This window comes from Blautia sp. BCRC 81119 (genome assembly GCF_003184505.1).
GTDB lineage: Bacteria > Bacillota > Clostridia > Lachnospirales > Lachnospiraceae > Blautia_A > Blautia_A fusiformis.
Genome location: NZ_QJHD01000026.1, coordinates 1 through 17,907, shown reverse-complemented (window position 1 = coordinate 17,907; position 17,907 = coordinate 1). Strand labels below are relative to the sequence as shown.

Below are 17,907 nucleotides of genomic sequence, written 5' to 3'. Positions count from 1 at the left end.
GGGATTGATAGAATGACAGATATGGAGAAAAAAGTTATGGTTCGGCTGTGTGCGAAAATCCTTTCAGAAACAGATTTGTATGATACAGATATGGAAGTACGCAATCTAATTGACTGGATATGTGTGTCGGAGCAGATAAAATCAAACAATAATGAGATACGCAGTCTGACAGGGGAATATAAACGGATAGAACCGGATTGCCGGGAGGGAGTGAAGGCGCAGTTGGAACGCATGAAATCACTCTGTAAAGAACGAGACAGCTTGTATGAGAAGCAGAACGATTTGAAAGGGCAGAAACAGAAAATCGAGAGAACGTTGGAACAGTAAGAATTTGGGGCATGGCGGCGGCTGTGTCCCTTATTTCTTGTGGTAAAATTGCTAATGGTATGCTAAAATCAAGGAGCAAAGATAAAAACGCAACGTAAGAGAAAATTCCTTACAGAGCCGGTAGGTAGCCCGGCCGCACCATCTGGTGTAAGTAACCCTCCCTCCTTAGGGTCGTCCGTTCTTTGTTCATACAATCATTTAAGGAGGAATTGTCATGGACAAAGTATCAGGTAGATTGACAGTATTTTTTGAAGAACCATTCTGGATAGGTGTGTTTGAACACATATCGGAGAAGAAATTGTCTGTATGCAAGGTTACATTTGGTGCGGAACCGAAAGATTACGAGATATATGATTTTGTTCTGAAAAATTACTATCGATTGAAATTTAGTCCGGCTGTGGCAACTGATGTAAAAGAAGCTAGTCGCAATCCGAAACGGGTACAGAGAGATGTGCGGAAACAGGTGCAGAACACTGGGATAGGAACGAAGTCGCAACAGGCTTTGAAATTACAGCAGGAGCAGTTTAAAACCGAACGTAAAGCTGTGAGCCGGGAACAACGGGAAGCAGAGAAACAGCGGCAGTTTGAACTGAAACAGCAGAAAAGGAAAGAAAAGCATAGGGGCAGGTAACTGTCCCTATGCTTTTAAGTCCATGAAGAACAATAGAAAATCTAATTAAAGAGGTGAACACTTTCGAATGAATTATTTGGAGCATAAGACACAAGTAAAATTTGTTGATGGTTTGCTGGCACAATCACAAGAATGGCAGTGGCTGATAGATGAAATACAAGAACGATTTGAAATTAAAGAAATTACTTCTTGGGAACAATATATTGCTGAAAGTGTTTCCATAAGAAATGTGTTTGGATATTTTGTAAAAATACTAAATGTATGTGATAAAGATTGGATATATTCAAAAGAGGAATTTAAAGAAATATGGGAAATTGCAAAGTTTTATATTGGAAGTGTTAATGTTAATGATTGTGTCGATAAAATATTGCATAATCAATGTAAACTTTTCTTTTTTTGCGTGTGGATAACGAAATTGGAGAATGGAGACAATAATTCTGACTATTTGTATGATATTCGATTACTTAATCAAAAGAATTATTTTGAATTGATTAAGTGCGATTCGCTATTGGAAGCAGAAAAGAAACTGATAGGTTACACGCATACCATTTCTGTATTGGGGTTAGGCACTCCTTTGAAGAATTTGCAAGACAATCTGAATCAGGTAGAATATACATGTAATGTTGATTTTTTATTGCGACATGAAAAAGAGATTTTAAGTTATAATGCCTTTTCTTATCAGCATATTAATGAAAAAGATTGTCAGACCTGGCAAGAAGTGTTTTTGCTAGATATGCTGCGGGTATCGTTTGAAAAGAAAAGTATACAGCCCATGTTTTCGGGAGCAAGTGGATCTGTTCCAGATATATCCATGTGGAATAAGGAGATTTTAAATGTTTTAAAGAAATACTTTAACCATGTGATTGCGAATTTTATTTTAGATTCTATTGCATATATGGCATTTAGCATTGAACCAGCAAAAGAGGTAAAAATGCTTCATTGTAATCTTTTGATGAAAGCTATTGAATCAGGGGAAGGAAGTTATAAAATTTTTTCTAGTTCTTCTTATCGTATTTTGTCTTATTTACATCAAGATAAATTAATGAGAGATTGTAACAAAGAAAAAGATTACATTAAATTTTTAAGAGTAATACAGGAATGGAAAGAGCCATCGCAGATTATGAACATTAAAGAAGATGGATATCCTATTTCTAAAGAACAAAGAACTATAGTAACAGAATTTCTTACTAACAAATTTAAGGAGATAGACAATGTGTACACAATAAATGACTTGCTTGGATATCTGGAAGACGAAATCAAAACAAAGCAAATTAGTACAGAATATCTTCAAAGGGTAAGTGAAAAGTTTAAGAAATATACAGAGAAAAATACAAGTGTTATTGTTTCTTCAGTATACTATGCCTACATGATTTTTTTGATTAAAATAACAAAAAACAATCAAAATGTAGATAAACGTTATGTGCAGAAAGAAATGATACATATACAAAAGATTTGGCAAGAAACCATATATGAAAAGCAGTGTAAAAATATGCATGTGTTTTCATATGAGAAAGAAGTTAAAACAGAGGAACTTGTGAAATTTAGTGATTTATCATTGTTAAATCCAATCATCTTTGCTAAAAGTTGTACCCCTTCTTCAGAAAAAGCAGTATTGAATGTAATGATACATACTTCGGAACATCCACTATCTCATTTGTTTCGTGGAATGACATTAAGCCCTATATTTCCTACAGAAAAAGATAAAATAGTCTATGAACGTCATGACGTTGATAAAATGCTTTTAGAGTATATAAATGAATTAAAGTGTAAAAAAGGGTATAAATTATTAAATCAACTTGAATCTGAGGTGTTTGTGTCCAGTCTTCATGAAAGATATAAGATGAATACAGAAAGTGCCTTGTCTATGTTTATAAAAGAAGAAGATTTATATAATGCTGTAAGGGCGGAGACAAAAATAAAGTTGCTACCATATTTTAATACGATATCAGTAGCAATGGTGACACAATTATTTCCAGTACTAGAGGTTAAAATACGCGAATTAGTAACATTATTTGGAATTTTCCCTTTTAAAAAAAATATAGATGAGTTTATGCAATATAATGACCCTAGTTCATTGTTACGGGAATTATTGATAATGATTTTTGATGAACAACATAGCTTTGAAAATGTACCAGATTTAATCTTTATTTATAATATTATGTATAATGGTAATTCTTGTAATGTGAGAAATGAATGTATTCATGGTAGAGATTATTTATCTGGCGGCAGACTTAGATTTGCATTTCGAGCAACATTATTTGCGATACATATGGTGGAGTTTCGGATAAACACAATTAAAGAAAATATTAGCGATATTATGGAAATTTAAGGAGACTAGCTATGAAAAAATTGTGAGAAGGAACTGAAAAATAATTTTGGGATAATTTCAGATTAAAATAACTATTATTGCATTAGCAACAGTAGAAAATTAGACACCTTTTGTATGATATAAAAATACCCATTATGAGAATGCTACATTTTATGTTATTACATATGCACTTTCAAATACAATGAAACAAATAAAAAATAATTTTGCTATTTTCTATAGCCAGTGAGTGGTTCACAGCACATGAAAAAAGTACGGATTCTTGTTTTTGGCTTGGTAGAGAAATGTGGCTATTAAAGATGTTACAACTTAGGATGGTTGCCAATGAATTTTTTATATTAGAACTTTAAAGCGAAAAAGAAAAGCTATTGGTAAGTAATCTTTTCGTTGTAATTTGGATTTACAACATAGAGGGAAAAATTATAAATTTACCTGTCAAATATAATTACATGGTGCTAGCACCATGTAGATAAGGCGATCAGGGGAAAATATTTGTGATACCCGTATGATACCTATTTGGGCGAAAACTATGAATAAGGCATGAAATTTAGATATTGTGAATATAAAAACCTATAAAAAACAATCAAATATTTAACGATTATGTTGTAGTTGCAGGGAGTTTGAGTGATGTGAAAACAGCGGGAAGCCAGTATTTATGCGGCTTCCCGTTTTCTGTGCTTGCAAAATGCTTGCAGTTTCTTGATATAATTAAATAGTAGAATAAGGAATATATCTATAGAAATAAGGTCTTGAAGGTGAATGAAAAATCATTTTCGAGACTTTTTTATTATTAGAAATAAATGAACGTAAAAAATATTTCAAATCAATACTTGACATAATAGGTATGACGTGATATTTTATAACCATAAATGTGGAACGTCATATATATTTCAACATTAATGATGAAATGAACTGTACAAGATGATGTAAAGGAGGTATAATGATAAAAGATTAATTTGTGTGATTTGAAACTATTAAAGGATAGATATTTAGTATGACTTGGAGGAAACAGGTATGACATTAGAAAATATAGCAAGTGTAACAGCAGGACAGATTATGACAAGGGTGACAGCTGATAAAGATGCTGGCAATCAGGTTGTAGAAAATGTGAAAGTATTAGTTCCTAAAGCGATTGTATCGGGTGTAATTGTAAAAGAGGATTTAGGCAAAGCAGAACTTGGTAAGCAGATTGATGAAGAAAAATACACGCATGAAGGGGATGTGGTAATAAAGCTTTCAACTCCATACGACGCAGCATATGTTAATGAAGAAAATGCAGGGATTGCCATTCCATCATTTTGCGCAGCGATTAGAATTACAGATAATGATAAGATGGATGCTATGTATTTGACAGCATTTCTTAACTCGTCATATGTAAGAGACGAGCTTACTGCAAAGGTTGTAGGTTCAGCAAGACCAATGATTAAGATTACTGATATTAGGGCATTGGAAGTACCTGAACTTAATATGAAGGATATGCAGGATATAGGAAAAGCATTTGTACTTAGTGGATTAAAGAAAGCTACTCTTCAGGAAATGATAGATAATGAAACAAAATTGATGGAAAATGTTGTATTAGCAAGCATAAAGGAGGGTATTGGCAATGAAGATTAAAAAGATAGAAAATCTATGGGTTGCTGCAAATAAATTACGTGGAGCATTTGAGATAACAGAATTACATAAAGTGATGCTTTATGGATTATTATTTAAATATCTTGAGTTGAAGAAGGAAAAATTCAGTTCTTATGATGAAAAGTTTTCTCTTGGATATTTATCACTGACTTATGGAAAACTTATAGACTCTAAAGGCTTATTAGAATATGTAAGTGCGGTTGAAAAAGAGTTTAGAATAGAAGAAGGTGTGTTGAGAGAATCTTTTGATTCAGCTATTGAGAAGGCGGATGCTGAAAATGTGAGAATTATTTTTGAAGAAGTTAATAATTTGAATTTTGAAGATGAGACAGAAATCTATAATATTGCAAAAATAATATTGGATAGAATGATTGCAAGTGGTGGAGGACGAGGAAGCGGAGAGTATTGTAGAGCTGAATCATTACCCAAGATTGCAGAAACACTTATTGAAGTAGAAGATGATATGTCAGTATATGATGCATGCTGCGGAACGGGTATTTTAGTAAATTCTGTAGCAAATGGTAAAGGCAGGGTTTTTGCTCAAGATATTAATGTTTCAATTATAGGAATTGCTGCTATTATGACAATTCTAAGTGGTAATAAAATTGGAGCCGTTAAATGTGCGGATTCCTTATATAATCCGATAGAGCAGAATGAAAAGTATGATAGAATTATACTTGAGCCCCCTTTTGGTGGAAGATATAGTAAAGAGTATATAATGAATATACCATCTGATAATTGCATGTATGAACATACTAGCGATTCACGATACCTTTTTATCAGACATGCATTAGCTTCATTAAAGGATGATGGAATTGCTGCTATACTTGTTCCAATGGGAGCATTATTTAGTTCAGGCAGTACAGGTAGTATCAGACAAAAACTGGTAGATGATAATTATATTGAAGCTATTATTGAATTTCCTAAAAATATGCTGTTCCCATACGCATCTGTTGCAACAGCTTTGGTTATATTGAAGAAAAATAAAGTGAATGACGATATTATAATGATAAATTCCAAAGATTTTTTTATGAAGATAATAAAGGGTTTTACCATAACAGACAAAAATGTTCAACGCATTACTGAAATATATCGAAATCGTGAAGTTATTGAGGGAGTATCAAATACTATCACGAAAGAAATCGCAGCAGAAAATGGATATAACTTATGTACAATGCAGTATGTTACACTTAAAGCAAGTGAAGGAATTGTTGTAGAAGATAACAGAAAGTTTATTGAAAACTATGAGGAATTACTACAGAAACTGAGAAATATTGATAAGGAGCTTGATGAAGTACGTAGTCGGTTTGTAAAGGAGGCTTGATTATGAGTAATTTTCAATTCTTGGAATCACATTGGACAGACCTTGCCAAACTTGGAGATTTATCAGAAAAGTATGTATATTCTGACCCCAATACATCCATCATTAAGCAGGGGATATTATCAGAAGTAATGGTAAAGTATATGCTTGCATATGACGGCATAGCAGAGCCGGCATATGATAATACACATGCCAACAGAATCAGAATACTTAAGAATAATGATTTGTTACCAAGAGAGATTGATAACACTTTGTATATTCTTAGAAAAGCCAGAAATGATGCCGCTCATAATGCTGCTGATGAAGGTGAAAAAGCTCTTAATAATTTGCAGTTAATGTATGAATTATGTGTATGGTATATGCAGACATATGGTGATTATAATTATGAACCGACAGGGTATGTGCAACCAGTTGATATGACTGTAAGTTTAGCTGACCTTGAAAAAGAAAACGCAGAATTAGAAGAACGCAACCAACAATTATTGATTGAAATTGAGCAGATACAGAAAAATGGTGGAGCGGATATCAAACGTAGAACTGTAGCGTACCAGAAGGCAATTAATGTACATTTATCAGAAGCACAGACAAGAGAGCTTATTGATGAGCAGCTACGAAAGGTCGGATGGGAAGCTGATACGAGAGAACTTCGATATTCAAATGGTACAAGACCAACTAAGGGAAAGAATCTTGCTATTGCAGAATGGCCTACAGATTCAAAAACCGGTAATAATGGTTATGCAGATTACGCCTTGTTTATAGGTGAAAAGCTTGTAGGTATCATAGAGGCAAAGAAGAAGCATACAAATATTTCATCAGTATTAGATGGTCAGTGTAAGGACTATGCAAAGATGATTAAGTCAGAACATCAGAAGTATGTAATCAATAGATTTGGTGCATATATGGTTCCGTTTCTTTATGCCACCAATGGCAGACCATATATTAAGCAGTATGAACAGATGTCAGGAATATGGTGCTTGGATGTCAGAGAACCATTTAACGCACCAAAAGCGTTATCTGGATGGTCAACACCAGAAGGTATTGAGCAGGCACTGGAAAAAGATATTGTAGAGGCTGATAAGAAGTTAGCTGCTACAGGATATGAGGTATTGCAGGACCCTGATGGTTTAAATCTTCGTTATTATCAGATAGAAGCGATTCAGGCTGCCGAAAAAGCAATAGCAGAACATAAGCAGACAGCACTTCTTGCAATGGCTACGGGAACAGGTAAGACAAGGACTGTGCTTGGAATGATTTATAGATTCCTTGATGCTGGGAGATTTAAGAGAATCCTGTATCTTGTCGATAGAACATCACTCGGTGATCAGACTATGGATACATTCAAAGAGGTTAAGCTTAAAGAATTACTTACTTTGAATCAGATGTATGATGTGAAGTCTTTAGAAGATAAAGAATTTGAGAAGGACACCAGAGTGCATATTGCTACTGTTCAGAGCCTTGTGAAACGTATTATGTACAATGAGTCAGATAAGAGTCTTGGAGTATCAGATTATGACCTGGTCATCGTAGATGAAGCGCACAGGGGCTATATTCTGGACAAAGAAATGGGAGATGATGAGGTACTGTATCGTGACCAGAATGACTTCCGAAGTAAGTACAGGGCGGTAATTGATTATTTTGATGCAGTAAAAATTGCACTTACAGCAACGCCAGCTCTTCATACAACAGAGATATTTGGAAAGCCTGTATATTCATATGATTATCGTACAGCAGTCATCGATGGATTTCTGGTTGACCATGATGCACCGCATATTATCAAAACAAAGTTATCAGAAGAGGGAATCAGCTTTGAGAAAGGTTCAACAGTACCGATATATGATCCTGTTACAAATGAAATTACAAACAGTTCAGAATTGGAAGATGACCTGAAATTTGAAGTTGAAGATTTCAATAGGCGAGTGGTTGACAAAAGCTTTAATGAGACAGTCTTACAGGAAATTGCAAAGGATATTGATCCTAACGAAAAAGGGAAAACTCTTATCTTTGCAGTAGATGATGCTCATGCAGATATGATTACTCAGATATTAAAAGATTACTACACGAATCTTGGAATCTCTGAGGAAGCGGTAATGAAGATTACCGGATCAATTGAAAATGGTAATCCTGTAAAGATAAAGGAAGCCATTCGGAGATTTAAGAATGAAACATATCCTAATATCGTTGTTACAGTAGATTTATTGACAACAGGTATTGATGTAGAGGAGATAGAGAATCTTGTATTCATGAGAAGAATCCGTTCAAGAATCTTGTTTGAACAGATGCTTGGTAGAGCTACCAGATTATGTCCTGAAATAGGAAAGACACATTTTGAGATATATGATGCAGTAGGTGTCTATAATGCGTTAGAACCTGTTTCCACAATGAAACCAGTAGTAGCCAATCCAGCAACTACATTTGATGATTTAATTGATGGTATTGATTCATTAGATACCGACAGGGCAAGGAAAAACCAGATTGACCTTATCGTTGCCAAAATGCGTAGGAATAAATCACAGATGAGTGATAAGTACAGAGCACGATTTGAGCAGATAACTGGAGGTTTGACGACAGAGAAATTTATAGAGAAAATTCATAGTATGCCGGTCGATAAGGCAATTGAAACTGTAAAGAATAACAGGCAGGCGTTTGAATATGTCAAGAGGATGCCAAAGGAAAGAGAAAAGTTCATAAGTGATGAGCCGGACGAGCTTCGTAGTCATACCAGAGGATATGGTGATGCTACAAGGCCAGAGGACTATCTAAAAGAATTTAGAGATTTTATAGATAATAATATCAATGAGATAGCAGCTTTGAATATAGTTGCTACACGTCCAAAGGAATTAACAAGACAGTCACTAAAGGATTTGAAGATTATCCTTGATGGCAAGCATTTCAACGAGACTATGCTGCAGACAGCATGGAAAGAAATGACAAATGAAGATATTGCAGCGGATATCATAAGCTTTATTCGTCAGCGAAGCATTGGAGATGCTTTGATTAGTAAAGATGACCGTATACATAACGCCATTGTAAAGACAAAGGCTAATCATCCGGAGCTTAGCAAAATTCAGTTAGGATGGTTGGATAGGATTGAAGCCCAGCTTCTTAAGGAGGTAGTGCTCAACAGAGAGACTTTTGATTCGGATGCATTTAAGAACAAAGGTGGTTATAATGCGGTAAACAAGGCATTTGGGCAGAAATTAGATGAGTTTATTGATGAAATCAATGGATATATGTATTCAGCATAAATTACAAGGAGAGAATGATAGATGACAAATCAGGAAATAGTAGCAAAGTTGTGGAATCTCTGTAATGTTCTTAGAGATGATGGTATTACATATCACCAGTATGTTACAGAACTTACTTACATCTTGTTTTTGAAGATGGCAAAGGAAACAGGAACCGAGGATAAGATTCCAGAGAAATACCGCTGGGATAGATTAGCAGAAAAAGATGGACTTGCGTTGAAAAAATTCTACGAGGACTTGCTTCGTGAGCTGGGCGAAAAAGGTACAGGTCGTATTCAGGAAATTTATTCAGGGGCAAGAAGTAATATTGAAGAGCCAGCAAACTTAAAGAAAATCATTACAAACATCAATGACCTTGACTGGTATTCTGCAAAAGAAGAAGGACTTGGAAATCTTTACGAGGGATTATTAGAGAAAAATGCAAATGAGAAAAAGTCAGGAGCAGGTCAGTATTTTACTCCGAGAGTACTGATTGATATAATGACAGAATTAATAGCACCTCAGCCGGGAGAAAGATGTAACGATCCTGCATGTGGTACATTTGGGTTTATGATAGCGGCGGATGCATATGTAAAGGCACATACAGATGACCTATTTTCTTTAACTTCAGAACAGCAGGCATTTCAGAAGAATGAGGCATTTACAGGGGCAGAACTTGTACATGAGACTCATAGGCTGGCTCTGATGAATGCAATGCTTCACGATATTGATGGTAAGATATATCTGTGTGATACCTTATCAAATCAGGGGAAACAGATGAACGGATTTGATGTTGTTCTTACAAATCCCCCTTTTGGAACAAAAAAGGGCGGAGAGCGTGCAAACAGAGACGATTTTACATTTCAGACAAGCAATAAGCAGCTTAATTTCTTGCAGCATATCTATCGTTCACTTAAAGCAGATGGTAAGGCAAGAGCTGCTGTGGTACTGCCTGATAATGTATTGTTTGCTGATGGTGAAGGTGAAAGAATTCGTGAAGACCTTATGAATAAGTGTAGTCTCCATACAGTACTTAGACTTCCAACTGGCATATTTTATGCACAGGGTGTAAAGACAAATGTTCTTTTCTTTACTAGGGGAACAACCGATAAAGGTAATACGAAGAAAGTTTGGTTTTATGACTTAAGAACAAATATGCCTTCATTTGGCAAAACCAATCCATTAAAGGCAGAACATTTCGATGGATTTAAGGATGCATATACAGCAGAGGACAGGAAAAGTATATCGGATGAGAGATGGAGTTGCTACACATATGATCAGATATCAGAGGAAGGGAAGAATCATAGCCTTGATCTCGGATTGATTAAGGATGATTCTGTACTGGATTATGATGATTTGCCAGACCCTATTGAATCGGGGGAAGAATGTATTGCTCAGCTTGAGGAAGCAGTTGATTTGCTTATGAGTGTAGTAAAAGAGCTTAAGGCTCTGGAAGGAGCTGAGTGATATGGCGAAGGCAAAGAAAGCTAAGATAGCAATAGAAGATGTACTGTTGCCAATAGATGAACATCCATATGAAATACCACAAAACTGGTGTTGGGTTAAGCATAATGGTGTATTAGACATTTCTGGAGGTTCACAACCAGCAAAATCTTATTTTATCTCTGAACCAACAGAAGGATATATTAAGCTGTATCAGATAAGAGATTATGGAGATAATCCTGTTCCTGTATATATACCAGAAAAATATGCGACAAAGACCACGCTTGAAGGCGATATCCTTTTGGCTCGCTATGGTGGGTCGTTAGGTAAAGTGTTTAGAGCTCATGAAGGTGCATATAATGTTGCGTTAGCAAAAGTCATAAAATTATATCCTGATTTAATTGATGACGAGTATTTATATAAGTATTATTTTACTCAGTTTTATCAAGATTTTTGCGTTAAAGCAAGTAAAGGAAGAAGTGCACAAGCTGGATTTAATCGTGATGATATGAACAATATACCATTTCCATTGCCTCCATTAGCCGAGCAGAGACGTATTGTTGAGCAAATTGAGGGCTTGTTTTCTAAGCTTGATGAAGTAAAAGAAAAGATTGAATGTTTATTGGATAGCAAAAAAGTAAGATGTAATTCAGTGCTAAACAAAGCCTTTACAGGAAAATTAACAGCAAAATGGAGAGAAAATAATAATATAAAATTTGAGACATGGGAATACATAAATTTTGAAAAAATAATTGTAGAAGGGCCTCAAAATGGAATGTATAAACCCAAAACTTCTTATGGAAGCGGAACGAAGATACTAAGAATAGACTGTTTTTATGATGGCAAATTGGAGCCTTGGGAGAAACTAAAACGATTAGAAATAACTGACGAAGAGAAACATACCTATTTGCTTTCTGTTAATGATATTGTTGTGAATAGAGTTAATAGTATGCCGTACTTAGGAAAGTCAGCACTTATTCGTAAATTACCAGAGCAATGTGTATTTGAAAGTAACATGATGCGTATTAAAATTAATATTCGAAAAGCAAATCCAGAGTACGTTATAAGATATTTGAATAGTTCTATTGGACTACAGGAACTTCGTAAAAATGCCAAGCAGGCAGTCAACCAAGCGAGTATTAATCAGCAGGATGTAAAGATGGTAAAAATTGCATTACCATCATTGGAAGAGCAAAACGAAATTGTTAAAATAATTACATCTATATCTAATAAAGATGAGGCTATTTTAAATAAAGCTGAAGCGGTTATTGAAGAAATTGATTTGATGAAAAAATCAATTCTTGCTAAAGCGTTTCGTGGTGAACTTGGTACTAATATTTCGAAAGAGAAAAATTCGATTGAAGTACTTAAAAAATTAATTGAGGAGGAATCAAAATGAATGAAAAGATTGACAAAAGCAAACTGACGATCCCTATATATCTTAATACTAAAATTGTTTTTGATATGCTGGCTACAATAGAGGATGGTTTTTCTGAAGTAAAAAACATACAGACCTCAAAGAGTAAAAATAGAGAAGAAGATACTGAAGCTAATATAGGAATGAGTAATTTGTTTGCATTATTTAGTGTTGGATTAAAAGGAAATTTGAAATCTGGGAATAGCAGCGACCAAACGATAATGGAAGAGAAAACACATACAACAGTATCATTATTTCAGAAATTGAAGGCAGATTTGGACACAGCCAAGTTAATAAATAGGAACATTGATACGTATGAAATAGGAGATTTTGTTGAAATACAAGGAAATTTAAAAACAAATCCGTTAATTGAAATGCTGTCTGCATTAAAGGAATTGATGGCCTTAGCGAATTTGTTTTCCGATAAGCCCAAAAATAATCAGAGCAAAAAGGATAAATTAATGTCGGATGCTAAGTTCAATGCTCAGATAGAGGGACTTATCAATGGATTACAAGCTGGAGGAAAGAAAGATATTATTTGTGAGGCGTCTGGATTAAAGGTGGTTCTTCCTACTGATGAAAATTATTTTTTGAATAATAATATGAGTGAGATAACTGATGGAAATTATAAGATTCTTGGAAAAGTAGTGCAGATATGCAAGGATTCAGGAGAGATAAGTTTACTAAGGAATACGGTTTTTTCTAAGCTACAGTTAGATAAGATGAAAGAATTTCGAGATGTATTTAATGATCCAGCTTTAGCTGATTTTGTTGGAAATGGTGGAATTACAACAACAATAGAAGCCCCTGTAATTATGATTATTCCAATAGCAATTTATGTTTAATATTTGAAATGTTTAAGCTTTAAATAGATTTCCCTTTTGATAACGCTATATATGCGTTTCTAAGAAGTCAGGACATTTGGTGTCTTAGAAACGCAACTGGCGTGAGTGTAAGTGATAAAAATTTTTAAAAAGATGTATTGATAGCAGGAATGCCTTGAATGAAACAAACATGTGAAAAGGGAAGGTATCTCCTATGCTGCGATTATTAACACTATTATCAATGCAACAAACAGCAGAAGAAAGATTTGAACTGCCTTGTTTGTTTCAACACGTAGAAGAATCTCCTTTTTATAATTTCGTTCACAATCTTCAAATAGGACAATACATGTTTCTAGCCTTGACATGCCCTAAAACTGCATTATAATACAAACAAGGACAGAACCCTGAAAAACAGGTTCTGTCCTCGATAACTAATGACATGTCTTATATCAGTTTTTTCTGTTTACACAAAACTTGAAACGCTCTCTGGAATAACTGGATATTTTCAATCAATGCCCTTGTTCTTGGAGCTGGATTGCTGAGCATCTTCTTCCAATAATAGAAGCTACTTCTATTGATGCCCATAGCATCACAAAGAAGACTGACTGGAAACTCTCCTGAAAGTTCCAGAATCACTTGATATTCTTGCTGCTGTAATGAATTACCGAACCATCCCCCTTCACTTCGTAACCTTTTTTTAATCGTGCCTCTGTGATACGTGCCTGGATAAGAGCTTGAATTAATTCTTCCTTTGTCATGGATTCATATGATTCAAAATCAGGTTGTTTTGCTTCGATTGTTTGTGGAGTTTTTGAAGCATCCGTTATTCTTTTCCTTCCGGCATTTTTAGGTGGAAGATGATTGGTATCTCGATATAGCCACATATAATTGCGAGCCGTATTATCATTGATACCATACTCTTCAGCTGCTTGAAATCTTGTTAGTTCGCCTTCATAAATACGGCGCCCAATGTCCAAACGTTGTTTTAGAGTGTATTTCATGGTAAACCTCCTGTTAAACACGAAATCAATTAAGACTAAATATGAGAATTCCTTGTTTGAATTATAACTCATTTATGTCTAGAAATTGACCCCTCTGTGTCCAAAATTAGTTTACCACTTCAACAATCAACAAGAAGAAGCCCCGAATTGTACGCTACTACAATTCGGGGCTTCGTTCTTTGCTACAAGTATTTTTGGAATTACTTTTTGCCTATTGGCATTATATTATATGCAAATTTGAAAATCAATATACCGATAAATGGGAAATCGAGAAGAAAAATATTCTGTTTTTTTGGAATAAAAAATGCGAGTGCATTTTGAAACCTATGAGATTTTCAAGATTAGTTAAATGTGGTAGAATTCATATAGAAAATACTAATGAAAGGTTATCAAGATAAAAATGGAACGAGATTTTATCTCAATATTTATTTTTGCACTGGGAACAGCAGGAAGTATATACATTTTTAAAAGTATATTTGATTTTGTAATAAAGAGAAATTTTTCAAAATTATATGGAATAGGAAAATTGCCGAGAAGCATAAAGATAAGAAAGAAATCAAATGAGAAAGGGGAAAACTATTATTATCTAAATTATCCTTATTGGTCTGTAAGTAAAAAGGACGGTACAGCAGACAGGAGAGTAAAGAAAAACTATATCATATGGAAGAGAAGTAAATTATATGTTGAAAACTATTTGGTTTTTACAAAAAGACCATATGAGTTAGTTGAAGTAGTCAAAAAATTGCGTTTGCAAGGCATTGCAATAGATTTATGTAAAGAAGAAAGAATAAAACGTGCCGACCTTTTAAAGAAGAAAGAGACATTTGCGTGTAATAGTGATATTCAAAAAATCGTTGATTATTATTCGGAGAAACCAACTGATTTTGAGGGATTATGCTCGGAATTATTTGAAAGTTTAGGGTATATAGCTAAACTAACTCCCCCGACAAATGACGGAGGTTATGATATATCACTTACCAGAGAGGGAGAAAAAACGATTGTTGAATGTAAATGTTATTCAATAGGACATAAAGTTGGGCGTCCGAATATCCAGAAACTTGTAGGGGCAAATAATGTTGTATTAGCAGATAAAATGATTTTTATAACAACAAGTGATTTTTCCGGTGCAGCTATTTCTTACGCTGAAGAGGTGGAAGTAAAACTGATAAATGGTAATAAGTTAATGGAACTTTTACACAAGCAGGGTTTTATTGAAAAAGAAAAAGTTAAGATAAATGTGATGGAATGCCAGCTAGAAACGGCAGACTTATATCCATATGTTCCACGCGATATATATGAAAGTTTTTTTGAATGATTTTTGAAATATTTTTGAAAATTATTAAGAGAAATGGAGCAGTAACTCCGGGACATCTCAGAATTCCGGAGACCTATGAGATGGCGAGAGAACTTGCTGATTATATAGAGAATCTGGGAATTGAGGAATGGAAATAATAAGAGAAGTTAAACAATAGGAGAAAAATATGGGAAAAGAAAATGGAAAGAATGTAGGATTCCCTAAGGATTTCATCTGGGGAGCAGCAACAAGTGCGTATCAGATCGAAGGTGCAGTAAAAGAAGATGGCAAAGGTGAGCACATCTGGGATGTGTATACAAAAGAACCTGGGAAAGTATATTCCGGTCACACCGGCGAAGTGGCATGCGACCATTATCACAGATATAAAGAAGATGTTCAGTTAATGAAAGAAATGGGCCTGAAAGCTTATCGCTTTTCCATCGACTGGTCACGGGTTTTACCAGATGGATTTGGAAGAGTGAATGAGAAAGGTATTGAGTTCTATAACCATCTGATCGATGAGCTTGTGGAAAATAAGATCGAACCATATATTACTTTGTATCACTGGGAACTTCCATATGAAATCTATAAAAGAGGCGGATGGATGAATTCGCAGATCGTGGAATGGTTTGGAGAATATGCGAAGCTTGTTGCAGAAAGATTCAGTGACAGGGTAAGTCATTTCTTTACATTGAATGAACCACAGTGCTTTGTCGGACTTGGCTTTCTTACCGGAGAACATGCACCGGGGGTAAAAGCACCCATGAGAGATACCTTTGAAATGGCACACAATGCCTTGAAAGCACATGGAAGAGCGGTACAGATGCTCCGTACTTATGGAAAACAGAAACTGACGATCGGATATGCACCGACATCATCTGTTTGTTATCCGGAAACAGATCGGCCGGAAGATATCGAGGCTGCAAGAAAGGCATATTTTTCTCTTCAGGAGGATGACAGTAACTGGACATGGAATGTGTCCTGGTGGTCAGATCCTGTTTTGCTTGGACATTATCCGGAAGAGGGATTGGAACGTTATGAAAAATATCTTCCGAAAATCACAGAGGAAGATATGTGCCTGATTTCAGAACCAATCGATATCTATGGACAGAATATTTATAATGGAAGATGCTTCCGCATGGGAGAAGACGGGAAACCACAGGAGGTTTGCCGGTATGAAGGTTTTCCAAAGACTGCGATCCAATGGCCGGTAACACCGGAATGTCTGCGTTGGGGACCGAAGTTCTTATATGAAAGATATCACAAGCCAATTTATATCACAGAGAACGGATTATCCTGTCATGATGTGATCTCATTAGATGGAAAAGTGCATGATCCAAACAGAATTGATTTTCTTGCAAGATATTTGCGAGAACTGAAAAAGGCAGCAGAGGAAGTAGATATCAGAGGATATTTTCAGTGGTCTTTGATAGATAATTTTGAATGGGCAAAGGGTTACTCAGACAGATTTGGACTTGTATATGTAGACTACAGGAACCAGCAGAGAATTATGAAAGATTCAGCATTCTGGTATAAACACGTGATAGAGACAAATGGAGTCGAATTATAAAAAGAAGAGACCGGATATGAAAATCCATCTTTTTGCGATCTGATGTGGAAAATCTGGAGAAGAATCATTGGGTCCGGCAGAAGTATTGAAGCTTCATGAGGTTTCAGTAAAAGAATTCCAGACGCTTGTGGCAACAGGGGAAGTGAAGCATGTTGCAGGCCTTGCAGCGTGGGCACGCTGGATGAGCAGAGAAGATGAAAAATAATGGAATATCATGGACTGGTATCTTATAACACGGACAAATATCAGGAAGATCATGTATCATGGTGGGATTGTGTCGATATGATCTCTTCCAGCGGATATTATCCGATTGATCAATGGGAGCAGGAACTGGATCGTATCGAAAAAACAGTCTTAAAATATAAGAAACCATTTTTCTTTGCCGAAGCGGGATGTATGTCGCGAAAAGGTTCCGGGATGATTCCGAATAACTGGGAATTGCAGGGAGAACTTCGCCTGGAAGAACAGTGTGAATGGTATCGTGCAATGTTTGAGGCCTGTAAGAAACGACCATGGCTTCGTGGCTTTGCTTTATGGGAGTGGGCACCAAAGCTGCCTTCTGCTTCCGAGGCATGGAAGGACGACAGCTATGAAATATGTGAGAAACCGGTGCAGGAGATAATAAAGAGATTCTATGAGCATGAGGCAGGAACCTCATTAATGTAATATTTGTAAAGGAAAAAGAACAGTCTGTTTTGATGGGATTAATTTCTGTTATGACAGACTGTTTTTTCTATTCCATTATCAATAGTTGATTTGCGGAAAAACATCGAAATATAGTAAGCGTCAAATAAAACAGTGTATAGAAAAATAACCGTCAGCCTTTTATACTAAAAGGTCAACGGTTATCGACAGAATTCTTTTACAAGAGGATTCCAAGGCAGATAATCATCCAGA

Annotated in this window: 15 protein-coding genes; 14 read left to right on the top strand and 1 reads right to left on the bottom strand. The window is 35.3% G+C overall.

Annotation, left to right across the window (positions count from 1 at the left end):
- Window positions 1–12 precede the first annotated feature (12 nt).
- The 9 genes from DMI82_RS14825 to DMI82_RS14785 all read left to right on the top strand — a co-directional run bounded on the left by DMI82_RS14825 (window position 13) and on the right by DMI82_RS14785 (window position 13,166).
- Window positions 13–327, top strand: a complete 315-nt coding sequence (locus tag DMI82_RS14825; RefSeq protein ID WP_110103728.1) for a hypothetical protein — start codon at window positions 13–15, stop codon at window positions 325–327.
- Between the two features lie 214 nt (window positions 328–541).
- Window positions 542–958 (top strand): YjdF family protein, encoded by a 417-nt coding sequence (locus DMI82_RS14820; protein WP_110103727.1) that lies wholly within the window; start codon window positions 542–544, stop codon window positions 956–958.
- A 67-nt stretch (window positions 959–1,025) separates the two neighbouring features.
- Entirely contained in the window at window positions 1,026–3,287 is a 2,262-nt protein-coding gene (locus DMI82_RS14815) for a hypothetical protein (RefSeq protein WP_110103726.1), read from the top strand.
- Window positions 3,288–4,298: 1,011 nt separating this feature from the next.
- Window positions 4,299–4,898, top strand: coding sequence for a hypothetical protein (locus tag DMI82_RS14810; RefSeq protein ID WP_110103725.1), 600 nt, complete (start codon window positions 4,299–4,301; stop codon window positions 4,896–4,898).
- Window positions 4,888–6,240: an HsdM family class I SAM-dependent methyltransferase gene (locus DMI82_RS14805; RefSeq protein ID WP_110103724.1), complete on the top strand. Its 1,353-nt coding sequence runs from the start codon at window positions 4,888–4,890 to the stop codon at window positions 6,238–6,240. The genes DMI82_RS14810 and DMI82_RS14805 overlap by 11 nt, the downstream gene beginning before the upstream one ends.
- 2 nt (window positions 6,241–6,242) lie before the next feature.
- Complete coding sequence (gene hsdR, locus DMI82_RS14800) at window positions 6,243–9,482, top strand: type I restriction-modification system endonuclease (RefSeq protein ID WP_330409279.1); 3,240 nt, start codon at window positions 6,243–6,245, stop codon at window positions 9,480–9,482.
- A gap of 21 nt (window positions 9,483–9,503) precedes the next feature.
- Complete coding sequence (locus DMI82_RS14795) at window positions 9,504–10,928, top strand: type I restriction-modification system subunit M (protein WP_110103723.1); 1,425 nt, start codon at window positions 9,504–9,506, stop codon at window positions 10,926–10,928.
- Between the two features lies 1 nt (window position 10,929).
- Window positions 10,930–12,303 carry a restriction endonuclease subunit S gene (locus DMI82_RS14790; protein WP_110103722.1) on the top strand — a complete coding sequence of 458 codons (1,374 nt, stop codon included), beginning with the start codon at window positions 10,930–10,932 and terminating at the stop codon, window positions 12,301–12,303.
- The gene (locus DMI82_RS14785) at window positions 12,300–13,166 is read left to right on the top strand and encodes a DUF6414 family protein (protein WP_110103721.1); all 867 of its coding nucleotides are present in this window, start codon (window positions 12,300–12,302) and stop codon (window positions 13,164–13,166) included. The genes DMI82_RS14790 and DMI82_RS14785 overlap by 4 nt, the downstream gene beginning before the upstream one ends.
- Window positions 13,167–13,777: 611 nt before the next feature.
- On the opposite strand, the gene DMI82_RS14775 is transcribed toward DMI82_RS14785, so the two are convergent.
- A complete protein-coding gene (locus tag DMI82_RS14775; protein ID WP_110103720.1) occupies window positions 13,778–14,146 on the bottom strand; it encodes a hypothetical protein in 369 nt (122 codons plus the stop codon).
- A 400-nt stretch (window positions 14,147–14,546) separates the two neighbouring features.
- Between DMI82_RS14775 and DMI82_RS14770 the strand changes: the two genes are divergently transcribed.
- The 5 genes from DMI82_RS14770 (at window position 14,547) to DMI82_RS14755 (ending at window position 17,676) form a co-directional block, all read left to right on the top strand.
- Window positions 14,547–15,461, top strand: a complete 915-nt coding sequence (locus DMI82_RS14770; RefSeq protein WP_110103719.1) for a restriction endonuclease — start codon at window positions 14,547–14,549, stop codon at window positions 15,459–15,461.
- The gene (locus tag DMI82_RS14765) at window positions 15,458–15,598 is read left to right on the top strand and encodes a hypothetical protein (RefSeq protein ID WP_199579972.1); all 141 of its coding nucleotides are present in this window, start codon (window positions 15,458–15,460) and stop codon (window positions 15,596–15,598) included. Before DMI82_RS14770 ends, DMI82_RS14765 begins: the two co-directional genes overlap by 4 nt.
- Window positions 15,599–15,627: 29 nt before the next feature.
- Window positions 15,628–17,010 carry a GH1 family beta-glucosidase gene (locus DMI82_RS14760; RefSeq protein ID WP_110103718.1) on the top strand — a complete coding sequence of 461 codons (1,383 nt, stop codon included), beginning with the start codon at window positions 15,628–15,630 and terminating at the stop codon, window positions 17,008–17,010.
- Between the two features lie 67 nt (window positions 17,011–17,077).
- Window positions 17,078–17,215 (top strand): hypothetical protein, encoded by a 138-nt coding sequence (locus DMI82_RS19860; RefSeq protein ID WP_158526480.1) that lies wholly within the window; start codon window positions 17,078–17,080, stop codon window positions 17,213–17,215.
- Window positions 17,215–17,676 carry a glycoside hydrolase family 113 gene (locus DMI82_RS14755; RefSeq protein WP_242981846.1) on the top strand — a complete coding sequence of 154 codons (462 nt, stop codon included), beginning with the start codon at window positions 17,215–17,217 and terminating at the stop codon, window positions 17,674–17,676. The genes DMI82_RS19860 and DMI82_RS14755 overlap by 1 nt, the downstream gene beginning before the upstream one ends.
- The last annotated feature ends 231 nt before the right edge of the window (window positions 17,677–17,907 follow it).

Bases quoted from the DNA above. Each gene is read 5' to 3' on its own strand.
- DMI82_RS14825 (WP_110103728.1), top strand. From the start codon at position 13: ATGACAGATATGGAGAAAAAAGTTATGGTTCGGCTGTGTGCGAAAATC.
- DMI82_RS14820 (WP_110103727.1), top strand. From the start codon at position 542: ATGGACAAAGTATCAGGTAGATTGACAGTATTTTTTGAAGAACCATTC.
- DMI82_RS14815 (WP_110103726.1), top strand. From the start codon at position 1,026: ATGAATTATTTGGAGCATAAGACACAAGTAAAATTTGTTGATGGTTTG.
- DMI82_RS14810 (WP_110103725.1), top strand. From the start codon at position 4,299: ATGACATTAGAAAATATAGCAAGTGTAACAGCAGGACAGATTATGACA.
- DMI82_RS14805 (WP_110103724.1), top strand. From the start codon at position 4,888: ATGAAGATTAAAAAGATAGAAAATCTATGGGTTGCTGCAAATAAATTA.
- hsdR (WP_330409279.1), top strand. From the start codon at position 6,243: ATGAGTAATTTTCAATTCTTGGAATCACATTGGACAGACCTTGCCAAA.
- DMI82_RS14795 (WP_110103723.1), top strand. From the start codon at position 9,504: ATGACAAATCAGGAAATAGTAGCAAAGTTGTGGAATCTCTGTAATGTT.
- DMI82_RS14790 (WP_110103722.1), top strand. From the start codon at position 10,930: ATGGCGAAGGCAAAGAAAGCTAAGATAGCAATAGAAGATGTACTGTTG.
- DMI82_RS14785 (WP_110103721.1), top strand. From the start codon at position 12,300: ATGAATGAAAAGATTGACAAAAGCAAACTGACGATCCCTATATATCTT.
- DMI82_RS14775 (WP_110103720.1), bottom strand. From the start codon at position 14,146: ATGAAATACACTCTAAAACAACGTTTGGACATTGGGCGCCGTATTTAT.
- DMI82_RS14770 (WP_110103719.1), top strand. From the start codon at position 14,547: ATGGAACGAGATTTTATCTCAATATTTATTTTTGCACTGGGAACAGCA.
- DMI82_RS14765 (WP_199579972.1), top strand. From the start codon at position 15,458: ATGATTTTTGAAATATTTTTGAAAATTATTAAGAGAAATGGAGCAGTA.
- DMI82_RS14760 (WP_110103718.1), top strand. From the start codon at position 15,628: ATGGGAAAAGAAAATGGAAAGAATGTAGGATTCCCTAAGGATTTCATC.
- DMI82_RS14755 (WP_242981846.1), top strand. From the start codon at position 17,215: ATGGAATATCATGGACTGGTATCTTATAACACGGACAAATATCAGGAA.